The 18,645-nt window shown below is 59.6% G+C and carries 18 protein-coding genes; 8 read left to right on the forward strand and 10 right to left on the reverse strand.

What is annotated here, in order from left to right; translation table 11 throughout:
* Positions 1–2 precede the first annotated feature (2 nt).
* From flgK to ACL0K2_RS21360, 7 genes are all read left to right on the forward strand, one after another.
* Positions 3–1,991: a flagellar hook-associated protein FlgK gene (flgK, locus tag ACL0K2_RS21330; protein WP_045161353.1), complete on the forward strand. Its 1,989-nt coding sequence runs from the start codon at positions 3–5 to the stop codon at positions 1,989–1,991.
* An 11-nt stretch (positions 1,992–2,002) separates the two neighbouring features.
* Positions 2,003–3,268 (forward strand): flagellar hook-associated protein FlgL, encoded by a 1,266-nt coding sequence (gene flgL / locus ACL0K2_RS21335; RefSeq protein ID WP_239611975.1) that lies wholly within the window; start codon positions 2,003–2,005, stop codon positions 3,266–3,268.
* Positions 3,269–3,398: 130 nt separating this feature from the next.
* On the forward strand, positions 3,399–3,713 hold the full coding sequence (locus tag ACL0K2_RS21340) for a ComEA family DNA-binding protein (protein WP_045161355.1): 315 nt from the start codon (positions 3,399–3,401) through the stop codon (positions 3,711–3,713).
* A 486-nt stretch (positions 3,714–4,199) separates the two neighbouring features.
* Positions 4,200–4,667, forward strand: coding sequence for a YkvA family protein (locus ACL0K2_RS21345; RefSeq protein WP_045161727.1), 468 nt, complete (start codon positions 4,200–4,202; stop codon positions 4,665–4,667).
* A gap of 142 nt (positions 4,668–4,809) precedes the next feature.
* The gene (locus ACL0K2_RS21350; protein WP_045161357.1) at positions 4,810–5,136 is read left to right on the forward strand and encodes a helix-turn-helix domain-containing protein; all 327 of its coding nucleotides are present in this window, start codon (positions 4,810–4,812) and stop codon (positions 5,134–5,136) included.
* A complete protein-coding gene (locus tag ACL0K2_RS21355) occupies positions 5,118–5,513 on the forward strand; it encodes a hypothetical protein (protein WP_045161358.1) in 396 nt (131 codons plus the stop codon). Before ACL0K2_RS21350 ends, ACL0K2_RS21355 begins: the two co-directional genes overlap by 19 nt.
* Complete coding sequence (locus ACL0K2_RS21360; protein WP_045161359.1) at positions 5,513–5,980, forward strand: tetratricopeptide repeat protein; 468 nt, start codon at positions 5,513–5,515, stop codon at positions 5,978–5,980. The genes ACL0K2_RS21355 and ACL0K2_RS21360 overlap by 1 nt, the downstream gene beginning before the upstream one ends.
* Here ACL0K2_RS21360 and ACL0K2_RS21365 read toward each other — a convergent pair.
* The 7 genes from ACL0K2_RS21365 to minC all read right to left on the reverse strand — a co-directional run bounded on the left by ACL0K2_RS21365 (position 5,947) and on the right by minC (position 14,376).
* Positions 5,947–7,743 (reverse strand): bifunctional diguanylate cyclase/phosphodiesterase, encoded by a 1,797-nt coding sequence (locus ACL0K2_RS21365; protein ID WP_045161728.1) that lies wholly within the window; start codon positions 7,741–7,743, stop codon positions 5,947–5,949. The two genes, ACL0K2_RS21360 and ACL0K2_RS21365, sit on opposite strands and share 34 nt — an antisense overlap.
* Before the next feature lie 97 nt (positions 7,744–7,840).
* Positions 7,841–9,937 carry a carboxy terminal-processing peptidase gene (locus ACL0K2_RS21370; protein ID WP_045161729.1) on the reverse strand — a complete coding sequence of 699 codons (2,097 nt, stop codon included), beginning with the start codon at positions 9,935–9,937 and terminating at the stop codon, positions 7,841–7,843.
* A gap of 446 nt (positions 9,938–10,383) precedes the next feature.
* A complete protein-coding gene (locus tag ACL0K2_RS21375; protein ID WP_045161360.1) occupies positions 10,384–11,673 on the reverse strand; it encodes a M18 family aminopeptidase in 1,290 nt (429 codons plus the stop codon).
* A 91-nt stretch (positions 11,674–11,764) separates the two neighbouring features.
* Complete coding sequence (locus ACL0K2_RS21380; RefSeq protein ID WP_045161361.1) at positions 11,765–12,400, reverse strand: RluA family pseudouridine synthase; 636 nt, start codon at positions 12,398–12,400, stop codon at positions 11,765–11,767.
* A gap of 82 nt (positions 12,401–12,482) precedes the next feature.
* The gene (minE, locus tag ACL0K2_RS21385) at positions 12,483–12,740 is read right to left on the reverse strand and encodes a cell division topological specificity factor MinE (RefSeq protein ID WP_019341568.1); all 258 of its coding nucleotides are present in this window, start codon (positions 12,738–12,740) and stop codon (positions 12,483–12,485) included.
* Positions 12,737–13,552: a septum site-determining protein MinD gene (minD, locus tag ACL0K2_RS21390; RefSeq protein WP_045161362.1), complete on the reverse strand. Its 816-nt coding sequence runs from the start codon at positions 13,550–13,552 to the stop codon at positions 12,737–12,739. Before minD ends, minE begins: the two co-directional genes overlap by 4 nt.
* A gap of 92 nt (positions 13,553–13,644) precedes the next feature.
* On the reverse strand, positions 13,645–14,376 hold the full coding sequence (gene minC, locus ACL0K2_RS21395; RefSeq protein WP_045161363.1) for a septum site-determining protein MinC: 732 nt from the start codon (positions 14,374–14,376) through the stop codon (positions 13,645–13,647).
* 160 nt (positions 14,377–14,536) lie between these two features.
* Between minC and ACL0K2_RS21400 the strand changes: the two genes are divergently transcribed.
* Entirely contained in the window at positions 14,537–15,487 is a 951-nt protein-coding gene (locus ACL0K2_RS21400) for a lipid A biosynthesis lauroyl acyltransferase (protein ID WP_413043384.1), read from the forward strand.
* On the opposite strand, the gene ACL0K2_RS21405 is transcribed toward ACL0K2_RS21400, so the two are convergent.
* The 3 genes from ACL0K2_RS21405 to ACL0K2_RS21415 all read right to left on the reverse strand — a co-directional run bounded on the left by ACL0K2_RS21405 (position 15,477) and on the right by ACL0K2_RS21415 (position 18,472).
* On the reverse strand, positions 15,477–16,322 hold the full coding sequence (locus ACL0K2_RS21405) for a pirin family protein (protein WP_413043385.1): 846 nt from the start codon (positions 16,320–16,322) through the stop codon (positions 15,477–15,479). The two genes, ACL0K2_RS21400 and ACL0K2_RS21405, sit on opposite strands and share 11 nt — an antisense overlap.
* 94 nt (positions 16,323–16,416) lie before the next feature.
* Complete coding sequence (locus ACL0K2_RS21410) at positions 16,417–17,172, reverse strand: VacJ family lipoprotein (protein ID WP_045161730.1); 756 nt, start codon at positions 17,170–17,172, stop codon at positions 16,417–16,419.
* 7 nt (positions 17,173–17,179) lie between these two features.
* Positions 17,180–18,472: a serine/threonine protein kinase gene (locus tag ACL0K2_RS21415; RefSeq protein WP_045161366.1), complete on the reverse strand. Its 1,293-nt coding sequence runs from the start codon at positions 18,470–18,472 to the stop codon at positions 17,180–17,182.
* Positions 18,473–18,645 lie beyond the last annotated feature (173 nt).

The following is an 18,645-nucleotide window of genomic DNA, read 5'->3' on the forward strand; positions in this document are numbered from 1 at the left end:
CCATGGCTGACCTACTGAATATTGGCTTGTCGGGCCTGAGCGCGAGCAAGAGCCAGCTGTCGATTACCGGCCACAACATCAGCAACGTCAACACGCCCGGCTACAGCCGCCAGGATGCGTCCCAGGCAACCCGCACACCGCAATTCAGCGGTGCCGGGTACGTGGGCTCGGGTACGACACTGGTGGAAATTCGCCGGACATACAGCGAGTTTCTGACCAGCCAGCTGCGCAGCAGCACCTCCTTGAGCAGCGACGTCGAATCCTACAAGAGCCAGATCGATCAGCTCGACTCCTTGCTGGCGGGAAGCACCACCGGGATTACGCCTTCGCTACAGAAGTTTTTCTCCGCATTGCAAACGGCGGCGGAGGACCCTTCCAACATTCCCGCGCGCCAGTTGGTGCTGGCTGAAGCGGAAGGGTTGGCGCGCCGATTCAATACCGTTTCCGACCGTCTGACCGAGCAGAACAGCTTCACCAACAAGCAGATGTCGGCCGTCACCGATCAGATCAACCGGCTCGCGGGGAGCATCGGCAGCCTCAATCAGGCCATCGCGACCGCGTCCGCCAACGGCAAGCAACCCAACGACCTGCTCGATGCGCGGGACGAAGCCGTGCGCCAGCTCTCGACCTATATTGGCGTCACCGTAACGCCGCAGGACGACAACAGCTTCAATATCTCCGTTGGTACAGGCCAACCATTGGTCGTGGGAAACACGGTGAGCCGTTTGGAAGTGGTGCCGGGGCAAAGCGATCCCAACCGCTACGAAATCCAGTTTGTCAGCGGCAACTCGCGGCAGGGTATTACTTCGCAGATCTCCGGCGGTGAGCTCGGCGGGTTGATCCGTTATCGCGAGGAAGTGCTGGACTCGACGATGAACTCGCTCGGCAGGCTGGCGCTTGCGATAAGCGACCAGATCAATTCGCAGCAAACCCAAGGGCTCGATCTGAAAGGGCAGGTTGGAGCGGCCCTGTTCGGTGACTACAACGCACCCTCGCTGATGGGGTTGCGTGCTACAGCTTTCAGCAACAATACGTCGGCCGCCGACGCGTCATTGAGGATTACCGATACTGGTAACCTGGCGGTCAGTGATTATCGCCTGGAGTTCGACGGAACGAATTACTCGGCCAGGCGGCTGAGTGATAACGCGAGCATCAGCGTTACCCAGAATGCGGGCCCGCCTGCCTACCTGAGCTTTGCAGACAGCGCAGGTAAGGATCAGGGCTTTCAGGTCGCCATCAGCGGCACTCCCAATGCAGGCGACAAGTTCTCGCTACAACCGACCAGACGCGGCGCTACGGACATCAAAACGGTACTGGACCAGGCGGATCAGTTGGCATTCGCGGCGCCAGTGCGGGCGCAAAGCAATCTCCAGAACGCCGGTACAGGGCAAATCAGTCAGCCGGAGACTACCGAGACGGTAGACATGGCCGCGCTGAAAGCTGCGCTTCCGGGGGATATCACTTTGACCTATGCCGCCGGCAGTCCGCCGACCATCACCGGCACCGGCGTGACTCAGGTGAGCCCGGCCGTTTTCACTCCTGGGCAGACCAACGAGCTGGCGATTACCATCGACGGCCACAGTTTTACGTTCACGGTTAGCGGCCGCCCTCAGGACGGCGACACCTTTACGATCGGGTTCAACCAGAACGGCGTGTCGGATAACCGAAACGCCCTGAAAATGGTGGATCTTCAGACGAAGCAGACGATCGGGGTCGACCCGAGCGTGCCGGGTTCAGGGAAAAGTTTTACCGATGGCTATGGCGAACTCGTCGAGCGTGTCGGGACGCTGACGGCTCAGGCGCGAATGGACAGCGATGCGACCAGTGCGATTCTCAAGCAAGCCACCGATAATCGGGACTCGCTGTCGGCAGTCAATCTGGATGAAGAGGCGGCCAATCTGATCAAGTTCGAGCAGTACTACAACGCCTCTGCTCAGATCATTCAAGTTGCGCGCACCATGTTCGATACACTGATTAGCACCTTCAGGTAATAGGCCCGCCCATGCGCATCTCGACCTTGCAAGCCTTCAATAATGGCGTATCCGGCATCCAGCGAAACTATGCCAATGCGACGCGTACCCAGGAGCAGATCAGTACCGGGAACCGCATTCTTACTCCTGCGGACGATCCGGTTGCGTCAGTGCGCCTGCTTCAGCTCGAACAGCAGCAGAGTGTGCTGAGCCAGTACAACAGCAACCTGACGGCGGCGAAGAACAGCCTGACCCAGGAAGAAGTGACGCTGAACTCGGTCAACACCGTATTGCAGCGTGTTCGCGAGCTGGCCGTACAGGCGGGCAACGGCTCGCTCGATCCTCAGGATCGTAAGGCCATTGCGGCCGAGTTGGGTCAGCGCGAGGACGAGCTGCTGTCCTTGATGAATACGCGCAATGCGCGCGGTGAGTATCTATTCTCGGGCTTCCAAGGCAAAACCCAACCTTTCGTGCGGGCTGCCGACGGGTCCTATAGCTACGCGGGTGACGAAGGGCAGCGAAAGCTGCAGGTCGCCAGCTCGTTGAATATACCGATCAGTGATAACGGCAAGTCGATATTCGAGAACGTAACCAATGCGGGGCGTTTGCAGACAACATTCGATAGCACCCTCACACCAGGCTCGACACTGGGTGTCTCGGCTCCTTTGATTCAGGATGAAGTCGCTTTCGCCGGAAGCCCGTCGTTTCCTGCCGCAGGGGTGGGCATTCGATTCACCTCCGATACCGAATACGTCGTCTATGATCTCGCTGCTCCGCCGGCAGACCCGACCAATTTGTCCGATCCGCTGATTCTGGCGTCAGGCAGGATGGATAGTGATGCGGATCAGAGCGACAGCCTGGTGTTTCGTGGCGTCGCCTTGCAGCTAGATGGCGCTGCCGTTGGTGGTGAGAGCATCGAAGTCACCTTGACGCCCGACGCTAACAAGCAGGGCTTGCTTAACACCATTGCCAGTTTCAGAAAGGCGTTGGAAGATCCTGGAACAACCGGCGGCCAAGTGCGTGATGCTGTCGCCGTCACCTTGACCAATCTCGATCACGGCATGGTCAGCGTTGATGAGGCGCGCGGCAATATTGGGGCTCGTCTGAACGTCATCGAAACCACGCAAACCGACAACGAAGATGTGGCGCTGGTCAACAAGGGCGTTCAGGCCGAACTGCGTGAGCTGGACTACGCCGAGGCGCTGTCCCGACTGTCCATGCAGACGGTGGTGCTCGAAGCCGCGCAGCAGAGCTATGTGAAAATTGCCGGCCTGAGCTTGTTCAACGTTATGCGCTGAGCCGTCCAGCGGGGAATGGTTCACAGAACAGTGGTCCCGATTTGACTTGCCCTCGTTGCGGCTTAGAGTGTCCTGGCGGCGCATGGAGTACCGCGCTGTTGCTAATCCAACACTCATAGGGAAGTGAACAATGATTAAGTCTTTTGTCTCCGCAACAATCTTCGCATTGCTCGCCAGCGTTTCCGTTGGCAGCTATGCCGCTAAAGCCGAGCCTGTCGACTCAACACAGGTTGCAGTAGCTCAGGTTGAGGCAATCAACCTCAATTCAGCCGATGCTGAAACTCTGACTCGAGAACTCAAAGGAATCGGCGCCACGAAGGCCAAGGCTATCGTCGCGTACCGAGAAGCCCATGGCCCGTTCGCCTCGGTTGAAGATCTGCTGGAGATCAAAGGAATCGGTGCTGCAACCTTGGAAAAGAACCGAGCCAAATTGAGCTTGCATTGATCGGAGGATTGCGTTCAGGGAAGCCGGTCTTATGACCGGCTTTTTCGTTCCTACGATGGGCATTGTCTCGATAGCGAACTCACCATAGGGAGCCAATTTCCCCGCCTCGAGACTTTCAATCGGACCTAGCCTGACCTGAACGCCAAGGGGCCGGCTGTTGTCCTTGTTAGAACGATCAGTCGGCTTTGTCCATCCCTTTTGAAGTCGAAATTGCCTTAAAAAAGCGTTGACATGTTACGGTTATGCACATTCTTGGTGCCGGAACCTGAGTGTTTCTCTGTTAGCGCTAAGCAATTTGCTGGACATTCTTAAGTTACTGATTTCAAAAGGTTTATGTTTGCTGAGCAAAAACCCATCGATCTGTTTGTAGGCCGCGCCAGACGGGGGTTTGAGCCAGTCATCCAGAATCTGTTCACAAGGTTATCCACAGGATCTGTGGATAATTGCGCAGCTCTTCTACGGCGCGGCTTTGAGAGGAGATATTCGGTGAAAGCACCTTGGAAATTCTTCAAATACTTCCCAATGGCGCAACGAGTGCTCGCTCGGGGAAGGTTACCGATGGTGCTTCTCGCCGTCGCCCGCAAGCGTTCGGCACGAGGCGGGCTCGTCAAGGGGCTTCGAGAGGATCTCGGCCTGCTGCAGGCCTTGTGCGTGGCCTGGTGGCGGGGAGAGTACAGGGCCATCAGCAGGCCTGCCTTAGTCGCTGTCGTGGCTGGATTGCTGTACTTCCTGACACCGATGGACGCTATCCCCGACTGGATTCCTGGCCTTGGTTTCGTCGACGATCTGGCGGTGCTGGCCTGGGTAATGCGTAAGTGGTCAGGCGAGTTGCAGGCATTTCGCGCCTGGAAGGACAGCCAGTCGGCGGATGTGCAAGCCGATATTGATCGCCTACCCTCGGCGGAAGAGCCCATGGCGGAAGGCGTCAGCCGAGCCCGCAGCGGTCGAGTATGACAGGCGGGGGTGTTCGGGATTAATCCTTTGGTGTGTAAGTTCGCCTCAGCTTTCACTCTTTAGTGCGGCTTGTTACGGCAAAAAATCGCTGCCGTGCTGTTAAGATCCGGTTTTATTCACGGGACAAAGGGCGGGGTAGCGGATGAGTGTCCAGGTCATCATGCGCGATGGTGTGCCAGAGTATGCCGTGCTGCCGTGGGACGAATATCAGGCTCTGCTGCTGAGTACGCGTAACCAGAACATGACGGTCGCGGCGGAAGCCGGGGCTGCGGTTGCATTGCCCAGGTTCAGCGAGCTGTCCTCATTGCGGGAAGCCAAGGGAGTGAACCAGGAAGCGCTGGCGCGCTCTGCGGGCATCAGTCCGGCTTATCTGGCGCTCATCGAAAGCGGCGACCGTGATCCCGGAGAGGCTATACGCCGCGCGCTGGCCCGCGCAATGGAGATCGAAGGATGGCAGCCGGAAGCTTGAGAGACACCGCGGCGTCGATTCGCATCAGCCGTCCTCATTGGCAGGCGCTGCTGGATGAGTTGAGCGAAGCCCGACGCCAGCGGCATCTGGTGACCTACCGTGCCTTGGTCGAGCGACTTCAGCTCCCGGTGCCGGCCATGCAGACGTTGACGGCGGCGCTAGAGCATCTGGCAGCGCTGGATGCACGTGCTGATCGGCCGTTGCGTAGTGCATTGGTGATCAGTCAGGGCGCCAGTCGCTTGCCCAAAACGGGTTTTTTCGAATGCGCTACGCGTCTCGGGCGGTTTTCCGGTCCGGCAGACGGAGCTGCAGCCGCGTCCTGGCACGCTGGTGAGGTTGCGCGCGTATTCGAGTTCGATTACCCGGAGGCGCCGTGATGCTGCATAAGGTCCGAGCGCGAGGCGGTTATTGGATCGCCCGTAGACTGATGGGTACACGCTGGGCTGTACGGCAGCCGAAATTGTGGCGTTGGATGGAAGGCCAATTTTCTCGCATGGCCGCGATTGGGGACCCGAAGGCGCAGAGCTTTTACGGCCACATCCTACTGTTTCGAGGTCAGGGATTTGGCGCAAGGCAGGAAGGCATACGCTTGCTTCGCCTGGCTGCCCAGGGTGGCGACGCCAAGGCTGCATACCAGATGGGTATCGTCTGCCTTGGCGAGGACGCCACTCATGGTCCCGACGGCGCTCAGGCTGCTCATTGGTGGACGCTTGCAGTCGAGAGAGGGCATCCGCTCGCTGCGGCCCGTCTGGCCCAGCTGTATGCCGCTGGCGGCCATGGGCTGGCACCTGATAAGCAACAGGCTGAACGTTACAAGGCTCGCGCCGCCAAGCTCGGGCTCTGATTTCTCAGCCGCTGCCGTTGCGTGTCAATCGTGTACAGGCTGAACCCTGCTTCTTGCTTAGCTTGCCGCTTGGCTTCCGAGGCCAATGCGGCAAGACATGCCGCATCGAGTTCGGCGCCGCAACCTGGCTTCAGCTGGACGGCACCAACCGAGAGCGAAAGCAGGGGATAGCGTTGCTGACCACCTTGCCTTCCTTCAGCGATGAAGCATCCTTCAACAAGATGTTCATTGCGGTAGAACGATCGGCAACGCTGTTCGAATGCTTCGAACAATTGGCTAATTCTCGACGCCCACTCGTCTGATTTCATTACCAGCATGAAGTCGTCGCCGCCTATATGGCCGACGAAATCACAGCTCGAATCGATCTGCTCATCGAGGCAGTGGGCCAGACATAGCAGAACCTCATCTCCCTTGGCGTAACCGTAAAGATCATTGAAGGGCTTGAAATGATCGATATCCACGTAGCAGATCACAGCTTCCCGGCCCTGTCGTAACAGGCGTGTCAGGCATTGTTGAATCGGCACGTTGCCAGGCAGCAACGTCAGTGGGTTGGCATGGCGCGCTTGCTGGATCTTCATTTCAGTAATCAGTTTGAGCACGTCGATTACCCGGCCCAGCCCGTGATAGCGGCCATTGACGGTAATTACGAAGTCTTCGTCGATGCGCTGCCGGGCTCGACTGGTCAACAGTCGGCTGACTTGCTGCAAAGATTGGCCAAGCTCTACCGCGAGAAAGTCATCGCTCATCAACCTACTGATGGGTTTGCGCGCCAGCAGGTCGGTCGCAAACGGCTTGAGCAGGGCGTCGGACAGCAGGCTTCGATGAACGATGCCGACGGGTATATCCATCGCATCGAGCACCGCGACGGAGTTCAGATTCGCCTGCAGGCGGAACAGTTCCAGCACATGCCCAACCGGATGAGAGGCAATGACCGCGGATTGCTTCAGCACCAGCGGGGTCAGGTCGGGATGCTCCTCGTTGGGTGTTTCGTCGCGATTGCCGTTGCTTGGCAGAAGCACGGTTGCGTCGATGTTGGGTTCTTCTTCCGGGCGTCCCAGCAAATAGCCCTGAACAAGGTCGATGCCCATGTCCGAGAGGATTCGGAGTTCTTCGCTCAGCTCGATGCCTTCTGCGATGACCTGCGCTCGCGAGGCTCGTGCGATTTTCATGATCGACTCGACGAACTCACGTTTGATCGCGTCCCGGTGAATGCCGTCGATGAAGTAGCGGTCGATTTTCACATAGTCGGGGCGTAGCTCAGACCACATGCGCAGGCCGGAGTAGCCGGCGCCAAGGTCATCCAGCGCGATTGAAAAGCCCATGTCGCGATAGTGGTGCAAGGCGGCATCGAGTAGCTCGAAGTCATCCGTCGGGGTCTGTTCCGTCAGTTCGATCACGACCCGGTCGGCTGAGATTCGGTACTTGTGCAACAGCTCCAGCGTACGGCCCGGCTTGTGGGTTACGTCCAGCAAGGTTTCCGGCGAGACATTGAGAAAAAGTTTGCCTTGCAGCTGCTGCTGACTGTAGCGGCGGCAAGCACTTTCACGACAGGTCATCTCGAGCTCGTTGAGCCGCCCCGCGTGTCGGGCGGCGGCGAGCAGGTTGATAGGGGAGTGCAGCGGGGTATTGGAGGGGCCGCGTGTCAGTGCTTCGTAGCCAAGTATGCGCCGTTCGGAAAGCGAAAGGATGGGCTGAAAGAGGCTGGTGATGTCGCCGTGAGCGAGGATGTTATCCAGCGTGCTCAACTGCTCGGTGACGGTCATGGTGATCCCGTGATGGCCAAAAATGCGAAGGGCCGCACAAGTGGCGGCCCTTCGCATTTCACGACTCTATGATGTCATTTTGATGACATTCGGACGGCTAGCGCTCGACGGAGTTATTCTTGGCCATCACGTCCTGCAGGCCCAGGTAGTCCAGCAGGATTCTGCCGCTTTCAGACAGGTAGGCATCATCCTCGGGTTTGATCTTCTTGTCTTCGATATGCGGCGTCGTTTCGTCTTCCCTTTCGAGCTTAGTCAGCGGTTCCTCGCCCTTGGCCTTTCGCAGCGTATTCTCCAGCGCTAGCTGGCGGTTCTCGATACGTTCCTGCTGCGCCCGGCGCTTCTCCTCGTTGAGGCTGATGGTCGTCTCGTGAGTAAGCTCCTGGGCCAGGGCGAGGCGATCTCGGGTGAAAACGAAATCGGGATTTTCGCTGGTTCGCCCTTCGTGACGGGCTTTGAGTTCGGCGAGGAATGGCTTGAATGGGTTCATGTCAGGGTTGATCGCAGCACGAATGCTGTCCCAGGGCATGGCTTCAGGCAGCGCGCTCTCGCCGATTTCCTTGGTGTCGACTTCGGCTGGATAGGAGATATCCGGAATCACACCCTGGTGCTGAGTACTCTGGCCGGACACCCGGTAGAACTTCGCCAGTGTGAGTTTGAGCTCGCCATGATTGAGCGGCTGGACGGTCTGCACGGTGCCCTTGCCGAAGGTTTGGCCGCCGACGATGAGCGCTCGGTGGTAATCCTGCATCGCGCCGGCGAAGATCTCCGACGCCGATGCCGATAGACGATTGACCAGCACGGCCAGCGGTCCTTTATAGAACGCCCCCACCTGTTCGTCGGCAAGCACGTCGACGCGCCCGTCGCTGTTGCGAACCAGTACCGTCGGGCCCTGATCGATGAACAGGCCAGTCAGCTCCGTAGCTTCCTGAAGCGAACCACCACCGTTGTTGCGCAGGTCGATGACGACGCCATCGACCTTCTCCTGCTGCAGCTCCGTCAGCAGCTTCTTCACGTCCCGGGTGGTGCTCTTGTAGTTCTTGTCGCCGGCGCGAAGGGCCTTGAAGTCCAGGTAGAAGGCAGGCACCTCGATGACCCCGAGCTTGTAGTCGCGACCGTTCTGATTGAGGTGGAGCACGGATTTCTTGGCTGCCTGCTCCTCAAGCTTGACCGCTTCACGAGTAATGGCGACGACCTTGCTGCTCTGGTCGTTGGGCGCGTTGCTTGCTGGTACGACCTCGAGGCGAACGACTGAACCTTTCGGACCGCGGATCAGTTTGACGACCTCGTCGAGGCGCCAGCCGATCACGTCGACCATTTCCTCGTCGCCTTGGCCTACGCCGACGATTTTGTCCGCGGGGGCGATCTGCTTGCTCTTCTCGGCGGGGCCGGCGGGAACCAGTCGTACCACCTTGACGTACTCATTGTCGCTTTGCAGCACGGCACCAATGCCTTCCAGGGAAAGGCTCATGTTGATGTCGAAGTTTTCCGCATTGTCGGGCGACAGGTATTGGGTGTGCGGATCGTAGGATTGCGCGAAGGCATTGATATAGGCCTGGAAGACGTCTTCGCCACGGGTCTGCTCAAGACGCGACAGCTGGTTCTTGTAGCGCTTGGTCAGCAGCTCCGTGATCGCCTTTGGCTCCTTACCGGCTATCTTCAGTCGCAACACCTCATCCTTGACGCGTTTACGCCAGAGATCATCCAGCTCTTTCTCGTCCTTGGGCCAGGCGGCGTTCTCGCGATCGACCAGCAATTCTTCGTCGAGTGTGAAGTCGAAGCTGTCCACCCCTTTTTCCAGCAGGCTCAGCGCGTATTGAAGCCGGCTCTGCAGGCGCTCAAGGTGAACCTTGTAGATCGCGAAGCCGGGCTCGAGGTTGCCGTTTTTAAGGAAGTTGTCGAATTCGTTGCGCCAGGGTTCGAACTCGGCCAGATCGCCTGCGGTGAAATAGCTGCGCGACGGATCGAGCATCTTGATGTAGCTGTCGAAAATCTTCGACGAGCGGGCGTCATTGAGGGGTGGCTTATTGTAATGATGGCGCTTGAGCAACTCGACGATGTTGAGGCTGGCAATTACCTGATCGCGGTCGGGCTGCAGGTAGTCCCAGTCGTGTCCGGCTGCCGGTTTGGCCTGGGCGATGCTGGCCTGAAGGCCGAGCAACAGGGCTAGAAAGCCCGTAGTCAATGATCGTTTCATTTCGAAGGAGCGACACGAGGCTGGGTAATAACGCATATTAGGCCATCAAATCAGGCGCCGGGGGCGGGATCCGCCCGGCGGAAAATAACAACAGCCCGGTGGAATCTGACGGGCTAGTACGCCGTGACAAAGAATCACATCAGGATGCCAGGGCGAGTCCCGCACAACACCACCATACCGATTTGGTTATCGATGGTTGGGGCGGGTGTATCGCTATGTGACCTGAACAGAGAATTATCAGCGGCCTGCATTGCCAGAATAGCGGCCGAGCGGGCACAGGTCTGACCCACTATGGAGGCAGCAAGAAGGCATTGCAAGGCGTTGAGGGCCTGGGGGTGGATGAAGCGCACCGCTCCAAGCCGTGGCGATGGCAGGTAAGGGTCCGGGTCACGGCTGCAGTCCCTTGCGCCTGGGTTCCAGGCGCACACCACGACTGCTTCATGCAATCAAGGCAGCTCGGCGCTTGAATAGAACGCAGTGAGTACCTTGACCAGATGCGCCAGGTCCTGGCTGCCCGCTAACTCGCGAATCGAGTGCATACCAAAGGTCGGCAGGCCAATATCCACTGTGCGCACGCCAAGCTGACTGGCGGTGATAGGCCCGATGGTCGAACCGCACCCCATGTCGCTTCGGGTAACAAAGCTCTGAACCGACACCTCATTTTCCAAACAGAGATGACGGAAGAAACCAGCGGTTTCGCTGCTAGTGGCATAACGCTGATTGCTGTTGACCTTGATGACCGGCCCGGCATTGAGTTTCGGGCCGTGATTGCCGTCGTGTTTGTCGGCATAGTTGGGATGCACGGCGTGTGCATTGTCGGCAGAAATCAGCAATGAGCGGTTGATGCTGCGCTGGAAGGCCTCGCTTTCAGGCAGCACCCGACGCAATACCTGCTCGAGGAATGGCCCATCAGCACCGCACATCGACGCGGAGCCGACTTCTTCATGATCGGTACAGACCAGGATGCAAGTTTCTTCCGGGGCGGCCCGTAGCAGGGCCTGCAGCCCGGCGAAGCACGACAGCAGGTTGTCCAAACGGGCACCTGCGATGAAGTCGCCGTTCAGGCCGATGACGGCCGCGCTCTGGGTGTCGTAAAAACTCAGCTCGAAATCCAGTACCACGTCCGCTACCAGCCCATGCTCGCGGCTTAGCTGGTCGGCCAGCAAAGCACGAAAGTCCGGGCGGTCTTCGCTGGCGATCTGCGCCAGAATCGGTGGCAGCTCGTTCTGGGGGTTGATTGCCCAGCCTTGATTGGCGTCCCGGTTGAGGTGGATGGCGAGGCTGGGGATGATCGCGATCGGCAGTTTGAAATCGATCAGCTGGCTTTCGATTCGGCCGTCACGGCTATAGGTCACGCGTCCGGCCAGCGACAGGTCCCGATCGAACCAGGGCGCCAGCAGCGCACCCCCATACACTTCCACACCCAGCTGCCAGAAGCCCTGGCGCTGCAGCTCCGGCTGGGGTTTGACCCGCAGGCAGGGGCTGTCGGTGTGGGCACCGACCATGCGCATGCCGTGCTCGATGACCGATTTGCTGCCGAGTTGAAAGGCGATGATCGCGGAGTCGTTACGGGTCACGTAGTAGCGGCCACCTGGCTCGGTATGCCACGTCTCGCTTTCGTCCAACGACTTGTAACCGGCAGCCTGAAGGCCCCGCGCTAGGCTGCGGGTGGCATGAAACGGCGTTGGAGAAGCCTTGAGGTAATCGATCAGACCCTGGTTGAGTTCTTCGCGCATGACGAGCTCCTGACTGCAAGGCCAAGGAGTTTACCGTATTGACGGGGACTGACTCGATGGTCACTCACAACCGGGCGCGCGAGTGCAGCATTTAAAAGGGAGCCGGGCAGTCGAAGCGCATGCGCTTACCCGTCTGGGGGTGGGTCAGGGCGAGCATGCTGGCGTGCAGGCAAAGCCGGTCATGGGCCGCCAACGCCTGCTCATGGGCGTACAGTCGATCGCCGAGCAGCGGATGGCCAATCGAAAGCATATGTACACGCAGCTGATGCGAGCGCCCAGTGATCGGTGTCAGTTCGACTCGGCTGTAGTGGCCGCAACGCTCGAGCACGCGCCAGTAAGTCAGGGCATGCTTACCCAGCTCATGGTCGACCACATGCCGCGGTTTGGTCGGCGGGTCGTAGCGCAGCGGCAGGTCGACGCTGCCGCTCTGCTGTTCGGGCTCGCCCCAGCACAGCGCGGTGTAGGTCTTTTCGGTTTCGCGGTCGTGAAATTGCCGCGACAGCTCGCGGTGACTATCGGCATCGCGCGCGAGCACGATCAGGCCGGAGGTTTCCCAGTCCAGGCGATGGACGATACGTGCCTCGGGGTAGCCGTTTTCCTGCAGGCGCGTCACCAGGCAGTCCTTGTTGTCATCGGCGCGACCGGGCACGGACAACAACAGGGTGGGTTTATTGATCACCAGCAGGGCGGCGTCCTGGTGGATCATCTGGATGTTGCTTAGGGGCATCTTGGGATTCCGCAAACGCAATCGGCGACCGAAGTCGCCGATGATTCTGCCGTGGCAAGCGAGCGGGCCGCTGCCCGCTCGATCAACGATCCGGCAGGGTGATGTTCAGCTCGAGGATCGAGCAGCTGCCCTGGTCTTCCAAGGCGACCTGGACCTGGTCGCTGTCGATGTTGACGTACTTGCGGATCACCTCGACCAACTCTTTCTGCAGGGCGGGAAGGTAGTCCGGCTGAGTCCTCTGGCCGCGCTCGTGGGCGACGATGATCTGCAGACGTTCCTTGGCGATGTTGGCGGGCGTTTCCTTCTTCTTGCGCTCACGAAAGAAGTCGAGAAGGTTCATTCGCGGCCTCCGAACAGTCGTTGCAGGAAGCCCTGCTTCTTCACGTCGAGGAAGCGATGATTCACTTCCTTGCCCAGCAGGCGATCTACCGCATCGCTGTAGGCCTGGCCAGCATCGCTTTGGTCGTCGAGGATCACCGGTACGCCCTGGTTGGATGCCTTCAGCACCGCCTGGGATTCCGGAATGACGCCGAGCAGACGGATCGACAGGATTTCCTCGACGTCTTCAACGCCGAGCATCTCGCCCTTGACTACGCGTTCGGGGTTGTAGCGGGTCAGCAGCAGGTGTTCCTTGATCGACTCTTCGCCGTTCTCGGCACGGCGGGACTTGCTGGCCAGTAGGCCCAGCATGCGGTCCGAGTCGCGAACCGAGGAAACTTCCGGGTTGGTCACGACAATGGCTTCGTCGGCGAAGTACATCGCCAGGTGTGCGCCTTTCTCGATGCCGGCCGGAGAGTCGCAGATGACGAATTCAAAGGTTTTGGCCAGCTCGTCGATCACTTTGCCAACGCCTTCGAGCGTCAGGGCGTCCTTGTCACGGGTCTGGCTGGCGGCCAGCACGTAGAGGTTTTCGAGGCGCTTGTCCTTGATCAGCGCCTGGGTCAGGGTGGCGTCGCCCTGAATGACGTTAACGAAGTCATACACCACACGGCGCTCGCAGCCCATGATCAGGTCCAGATTACGCAGGCCAACGTCGAAGTCGACGATGACGGTCTTGTGGCCGCGCAGAGCGAGGCCGGTACCGATGGCGGCGCTGGTAGTGGTTTTACCGACGCCACCCTTGCCGGAAGTGACTACGAGGATCTTGGCCAAGGTGATTCACCCTAAATATGGAAGTCGGGACCTTCAGCCGAGTCGGCGTCAGGAGGCCCGTTTTGGTGCTTGAAAATTCGCGGCAGTATCCGTTAAAGGCGGGTGATGTTCAACACGTCGCCGGATAGCTTCATCTGTACGGCTTCGGTCCACAGCGGATCGCGACGCAAGTCTTCGGCAACCTTGTAATGACCAGCAATGGAGACCATTTCAGCGGCGAGCTGCTGACAGAATATTCGCGCATTGGTGTCGCCCTTGATGCCGGCCAGGGCACGCCCGCGTAGCGGACCGTACACATGGATGTTTCCATCGGCGAGAAGTTCCGCGCCCGGGCTGACGGCGGCCAGCACAATGAGATCGCCACCCTGGGCATAGACTTGCTGACCGCCGCGAATCGGTGTGGTCACCACGCGAGTGGGTCGATAAGTCGGTTCAGCCGGCTTGGATGGTTCGGCCGGGCTCTTGTTGGAGAGGTCGAGCTTACGTTCCTTGGCTCCGGACGGCGGCAGTATCGGCAGATCCAGCGCCGAAGCCGCCTCGACCACCTGCGGGTCGGCAGCTCGCAGCGCCAGCGTGCGCAGGCCGTGCTTGCGGCACAGTGCAATAAGCGCCGGAAGGTCGAGACCACACTCGGCGGGCAGCTTGTCCAGTGCGAGCACTAGAGGCGTGTTGTTAAAAAAATCCGGGGCCTGCGCGACCTTCACGGCCAATTGCCGATCGAGACGCTCCAGGTCGTTCTGCGTCAGCTCCAGGACGGTAATGGCAAGCATGCTGCCCTTGAGCTGGAATACGGGGGGCTGGTCAGGAGAATCGGCTTGGCTCATGGTCTGCCTGCTGCGGTAAATGGCGAGGACTTATAGCGGGGCAAACCGCTGCCTGCAAGTCTCGCCGGGCCGATCGGGTGGGCGCCATGCATCGAGACGCCGCCGCATACAGAGGCGATTTATCGCTAGAATGCGCGCTTTTACCGGTTCGAGCTTGCCAATGGATCGATCTCTTTTCCACGCATCCTTTCTCCATCCACGGTTTTGGTTGTTATGGCTAGGCCTGGGTCTGCTGTGGCTGGTGGTGCAGCTGCCGTATCGGGTTTTGCTGCTCCTGGGGCGTGGGCTCGGTGTCGTTATGTACCGAACTGCGCGCTCGAGACGGCATATCGCTCGGCGCAACCTGCAGCTGTGTTTTCCCGAGTTGAGCGACAAGGACCGGGAGCGGCTGCTACGCGAAAACTTCGCCTCGATGGGCATCGCCTTCTTCGAAATGGCCATGAGCTGGTGGTGGTCCAAGAATCGCTTGCAGAAGCTGGCGCAGGTAAAGGGTCTCGAACACTTGCAGCAGGCCCAGGCCGAGGGTCAGGGGGTGATTCTCATGGCGCTTCACTTCACTACGCTGGAGATCGGTGCGGCCTTGCTGAGCCAGCTGCACACGATCGATGGCATGTACCGTGAGCACAAGAATCCGGTATTCGATTTCGTGCAGCGGCGCGGGCGAGAGCGGCATAACCTGGACGCCAGCGCGATCGAGCGTGAGGACGTACGGGCGATGCTCAAGGTGTTACGGGCCGGCCGGGCGATCTGGTACGCGCCGGATCAGGATTACGGCCGCAAACAGAGCCTTTTCGTGCCCTGGTTCGGCATCAGCGCGGCAACCGTGACAGCGACGACCAAGTTCGCCCGCTTGGGTAAAGCGAGGGTCATTCCCTACACGCAGGAACGTCTTGCCGATGGCTCAGGCTACCGGCTGGTGATCCATCCGCCGCTGGTGGATTTTCCTGGTGAAAGCGAGGAAGCCGATTGCCTTCGCATCAACGAGTGGGTGGAAGACGCGGTACGGCACCATCCTGAGCAGTATCTCTGGGCGCATCGGCGCTTCAAGACCCGTCCCGCTGGCGAGCCGAGCCTTTACCGCAAACTGCCCAAAAAGCCGATTAGTCCGTAAGAACGCCGTCGCGAAAGTCACGCAGGGCCTGCTCGATCTCCTCGCGGCTGTTCATCACGAACGGGCCGTACTGAACGATCGGCTCGCCAAGGGGGCGTCCCGCCAGCAAGAGAACCCGGGCGCCAGCGCTGGACGCCAATTGCAGCTCGCCTTGATCGGATAGACGGGCCAGCTGGTTTTTGCCGAGCCGCTTCCCGGCCACCGAAATCTCACCGTCGAATACGTACAGCATCAACCGGTGGCCGTCGGGCAGCTGCGGCTCGATGCTGCTGCCGGCGGGGAGCCGCAAATCGAACAGCTGCGGTTCGGTATCGGGTCGTTGCACGGCGCCTGCCTGGTCGATGCCTTCGGCTCGAGCCTGCCCGGCGATGATCACCGCTTCGATGCCGCTAGGCAGTGTTATGCGCGGAATTTCCGCAGGTGCGAAGTCGCGGTAATCCGGATCGCCCAGCTTGCTTTTCGACGGTAGGTTCAGCCACAGCTGGAAACCACGCATTGCGCCGCGCTCCTGCTGCGGCATCTCACTGTGGATTACGCCGCGTGCGGCCGTCATCCATTGCACGCCACCGCTTTCCAGCAGGCCGACATTGCCAAGGTGATCCTCGTGGCGCATGCGGCCTTCGATCATGTAGGTGATGGTTTCGAAACCTCGATGCGGATGCGGTGGGAATCCGGCGATGTATTCGTCGGGATTGTCCGAGCCGAATTCGTCGAGCATCAGAAAAGGATCGAATCGCTCTGGAGCGGCGCCGCCGAACAGACGGGTCAGACGGACACCGGCTCCGTCGGACGTCGCGCGGCCGCTGCTGATGGCAAGAATTTCACGTGTGGACATGGCAGGTCGCCCTCGTTGCGTATCGAGAGAAGCGTACTGCTGGCTGTTCGATCAAAGGGTGAGAATTTCCTGTGTTTGCTATCGAATAATCGGATCATTCCGTGATCTGCAGTTCCCGCGCGCGGGTATAGACGTAACGGACCTTTTCATACTCGAACGGAGAATTGAGCTGGCCGTAGCGAAGACTGGTGCTGTCGCGGAGATCGATCAGCCGCAGCGCGGTGAGGCCGAACTCGCCACCGCTGGCTTCGGCGTAGCTGAAATAGTCGACCTGCCGTTCGACGCCGAAGTCCATCGCCTGCCCGGCGGTATCGCGAAGATTGGACGGACCCAGCGCCGGTAGGATGAGGTAGGGCCCATGCGGAACGCCATAGAAGCCCAGTGTCTGGCCGAAATCCTCTTTGTAGCGGGGCAGTCCCATGCGGGTGGCCGGGTCCCAGATCCCCCCAACGCCAATGATCGTGTTGAACAGCAAGCGAGCGGTGGTGTTCATAGCACGCTTGCCCTTGAACTGCGCGACGCTGTTGAACAGCGTCGGTATCTCGCCGAGATTCCTGAAAAAGTTGTTGACTCCGGTGCGGACGACCCGCGGTGTGACATAGCGGTAGCCGCGCACCACCGGCAGCATCACCCACTGATCCAGGCGGTAGTTGAAGTAGTACATGCGTCGGTTCAGTGACTCCCAGGGGTCGTAGATGTCCAGGGCGTCGAAAGTGGCGCGCTCGAACTCGCGCTGATCCAGGCCGGGATTGAACTTCAGATTGCGCAGCGGATAGGTGAAACCGTCTGCGTCGGGAATCGGCGTCTGGGCGCAGGCGATACCGCTGAACAGCAACAACAGCGTGAGCAGATAACGTCTAGCCACGGAAAAACTCCAGCATATCTTGAGCATTGACCCGGTAATTGAGATTGCCGCAATGGCCTCCACGCGGATAAAGCGTCATCCGCTCACCGAAGGTCCTGCGCAGGAAGCCCAGATCGCCCGCGCCGAGAATGATGTCGTCCGCGTTGTGCATGACCGCGATTTTCGGGCTGTTATGCAGGTATTCCTCCAGTGCGTAGAGACTGACCTGCTGCACCAGCTGCGTCAGGCTGCCGCCATCCTGCTGAGCACGCCACATGGGGATCAGTTGCTCGGTGATGTAACAGTCGAAATCGCACAGCAGGGCGCGCCGGAAGAAGGGCTCCAGGCTGGTGCCTTCGTCTATTGGATAGCCGGGTGGCACGATCAGGCCGCGGCGGTTGATCAGGTCGGAAGTGAACACGATGTCAGCGGCGGAGAAGCGGAATACCGAACCGACCAGCATCGCCATCTGTTCGTCGGTCAGCCGCAACGCCGACTGCTGAAAATCGAACAGCATGGCCTCGTCGAGATTGATTGCGCCTTTCTGACGGTAGTAGCGGGTGAGCTTGTCCAGGATGACCTGATAGAAGGTCGTGGTGCTGTCGATCGCCTCGACTTGGGTCTGTACCAACTTGTCCAGGTTGTTGATCGAGGTGTACAGATTCACAGGCGGATTGATCATCAGCACGCGTTTGAAGTTGAAGCTCTGGCGTGTCTCGTCCAGCTTGCTGACGAAGGCGGCGTTGAGCGCGCCGAGGCTGTAGCCGATGAGATGAAATTCGGTCACGGGCAGGTTGTGCTGCTGGGCTCGGACCGCTTGCATTACCCGATACAGGTCCTTGGCATCGTCAGGGCTGTAGCCGGGGGTGGCGTAGCGCGAGGCGGCGGCAATGAAGTCGAAACTGGTGGGTGAGGACAGTTGCACCACATGGTACCCGGCCCCGTAGAACAGCCGCTTCAGCGATTCGGTCTTCTCCGCCGAATAGCTCGCGCCGGTGCCGGAAATGATGAACATCAGCGGGGCAGGGCCGGGCTGCCGCGCCAGGCGATAGGTCAGGCGTTTCACGGCCCAGAAGTTATCGGGCAAGGTGAATTCGCGCTCGGGCCGCAGCCGCAATTGATAGTCGGCCTGATCGATATCGTCGTCACTAGGCACGACGGCGCGCAACGCGGCCGGAGTCGTGGCGATCGTTGCCTCGAACGGGTTGTTCAAGGGATAGCCATATTGTTCGACACTGACATTCGCGGCCTGGGCAGGCGCTACGACCAGAGTGAACAGTGCGCTCAGGCACAGCAGCAATCGCATGTAAGGGGCACTCCTGGGACTGGCTTGGACGATCAGCGAACTCATGATAACTGCAGCTCGCTGCTGATCGATGCTGGCATGGAATACGGCTGTCGCGCCCGGTGCTGTCTTCGTGCCGAAGCTGCGGATGTGGTCATGACCGGGAAGGTGGAGCTGGCGCTGCGATGAAGGCT

Origin of the sequence: Pseudomonas sp. YJ42 (assembly GCF_047225135.1) — a bacterium.
GTDB classification, from domain to species: Bacteria; Pseudomonadota; Gammaproteobacteria; order Pseudomonadales; family Pseudomonadaceae; genus Stutzerimonas; species Stutzerimonas stutzeri_E.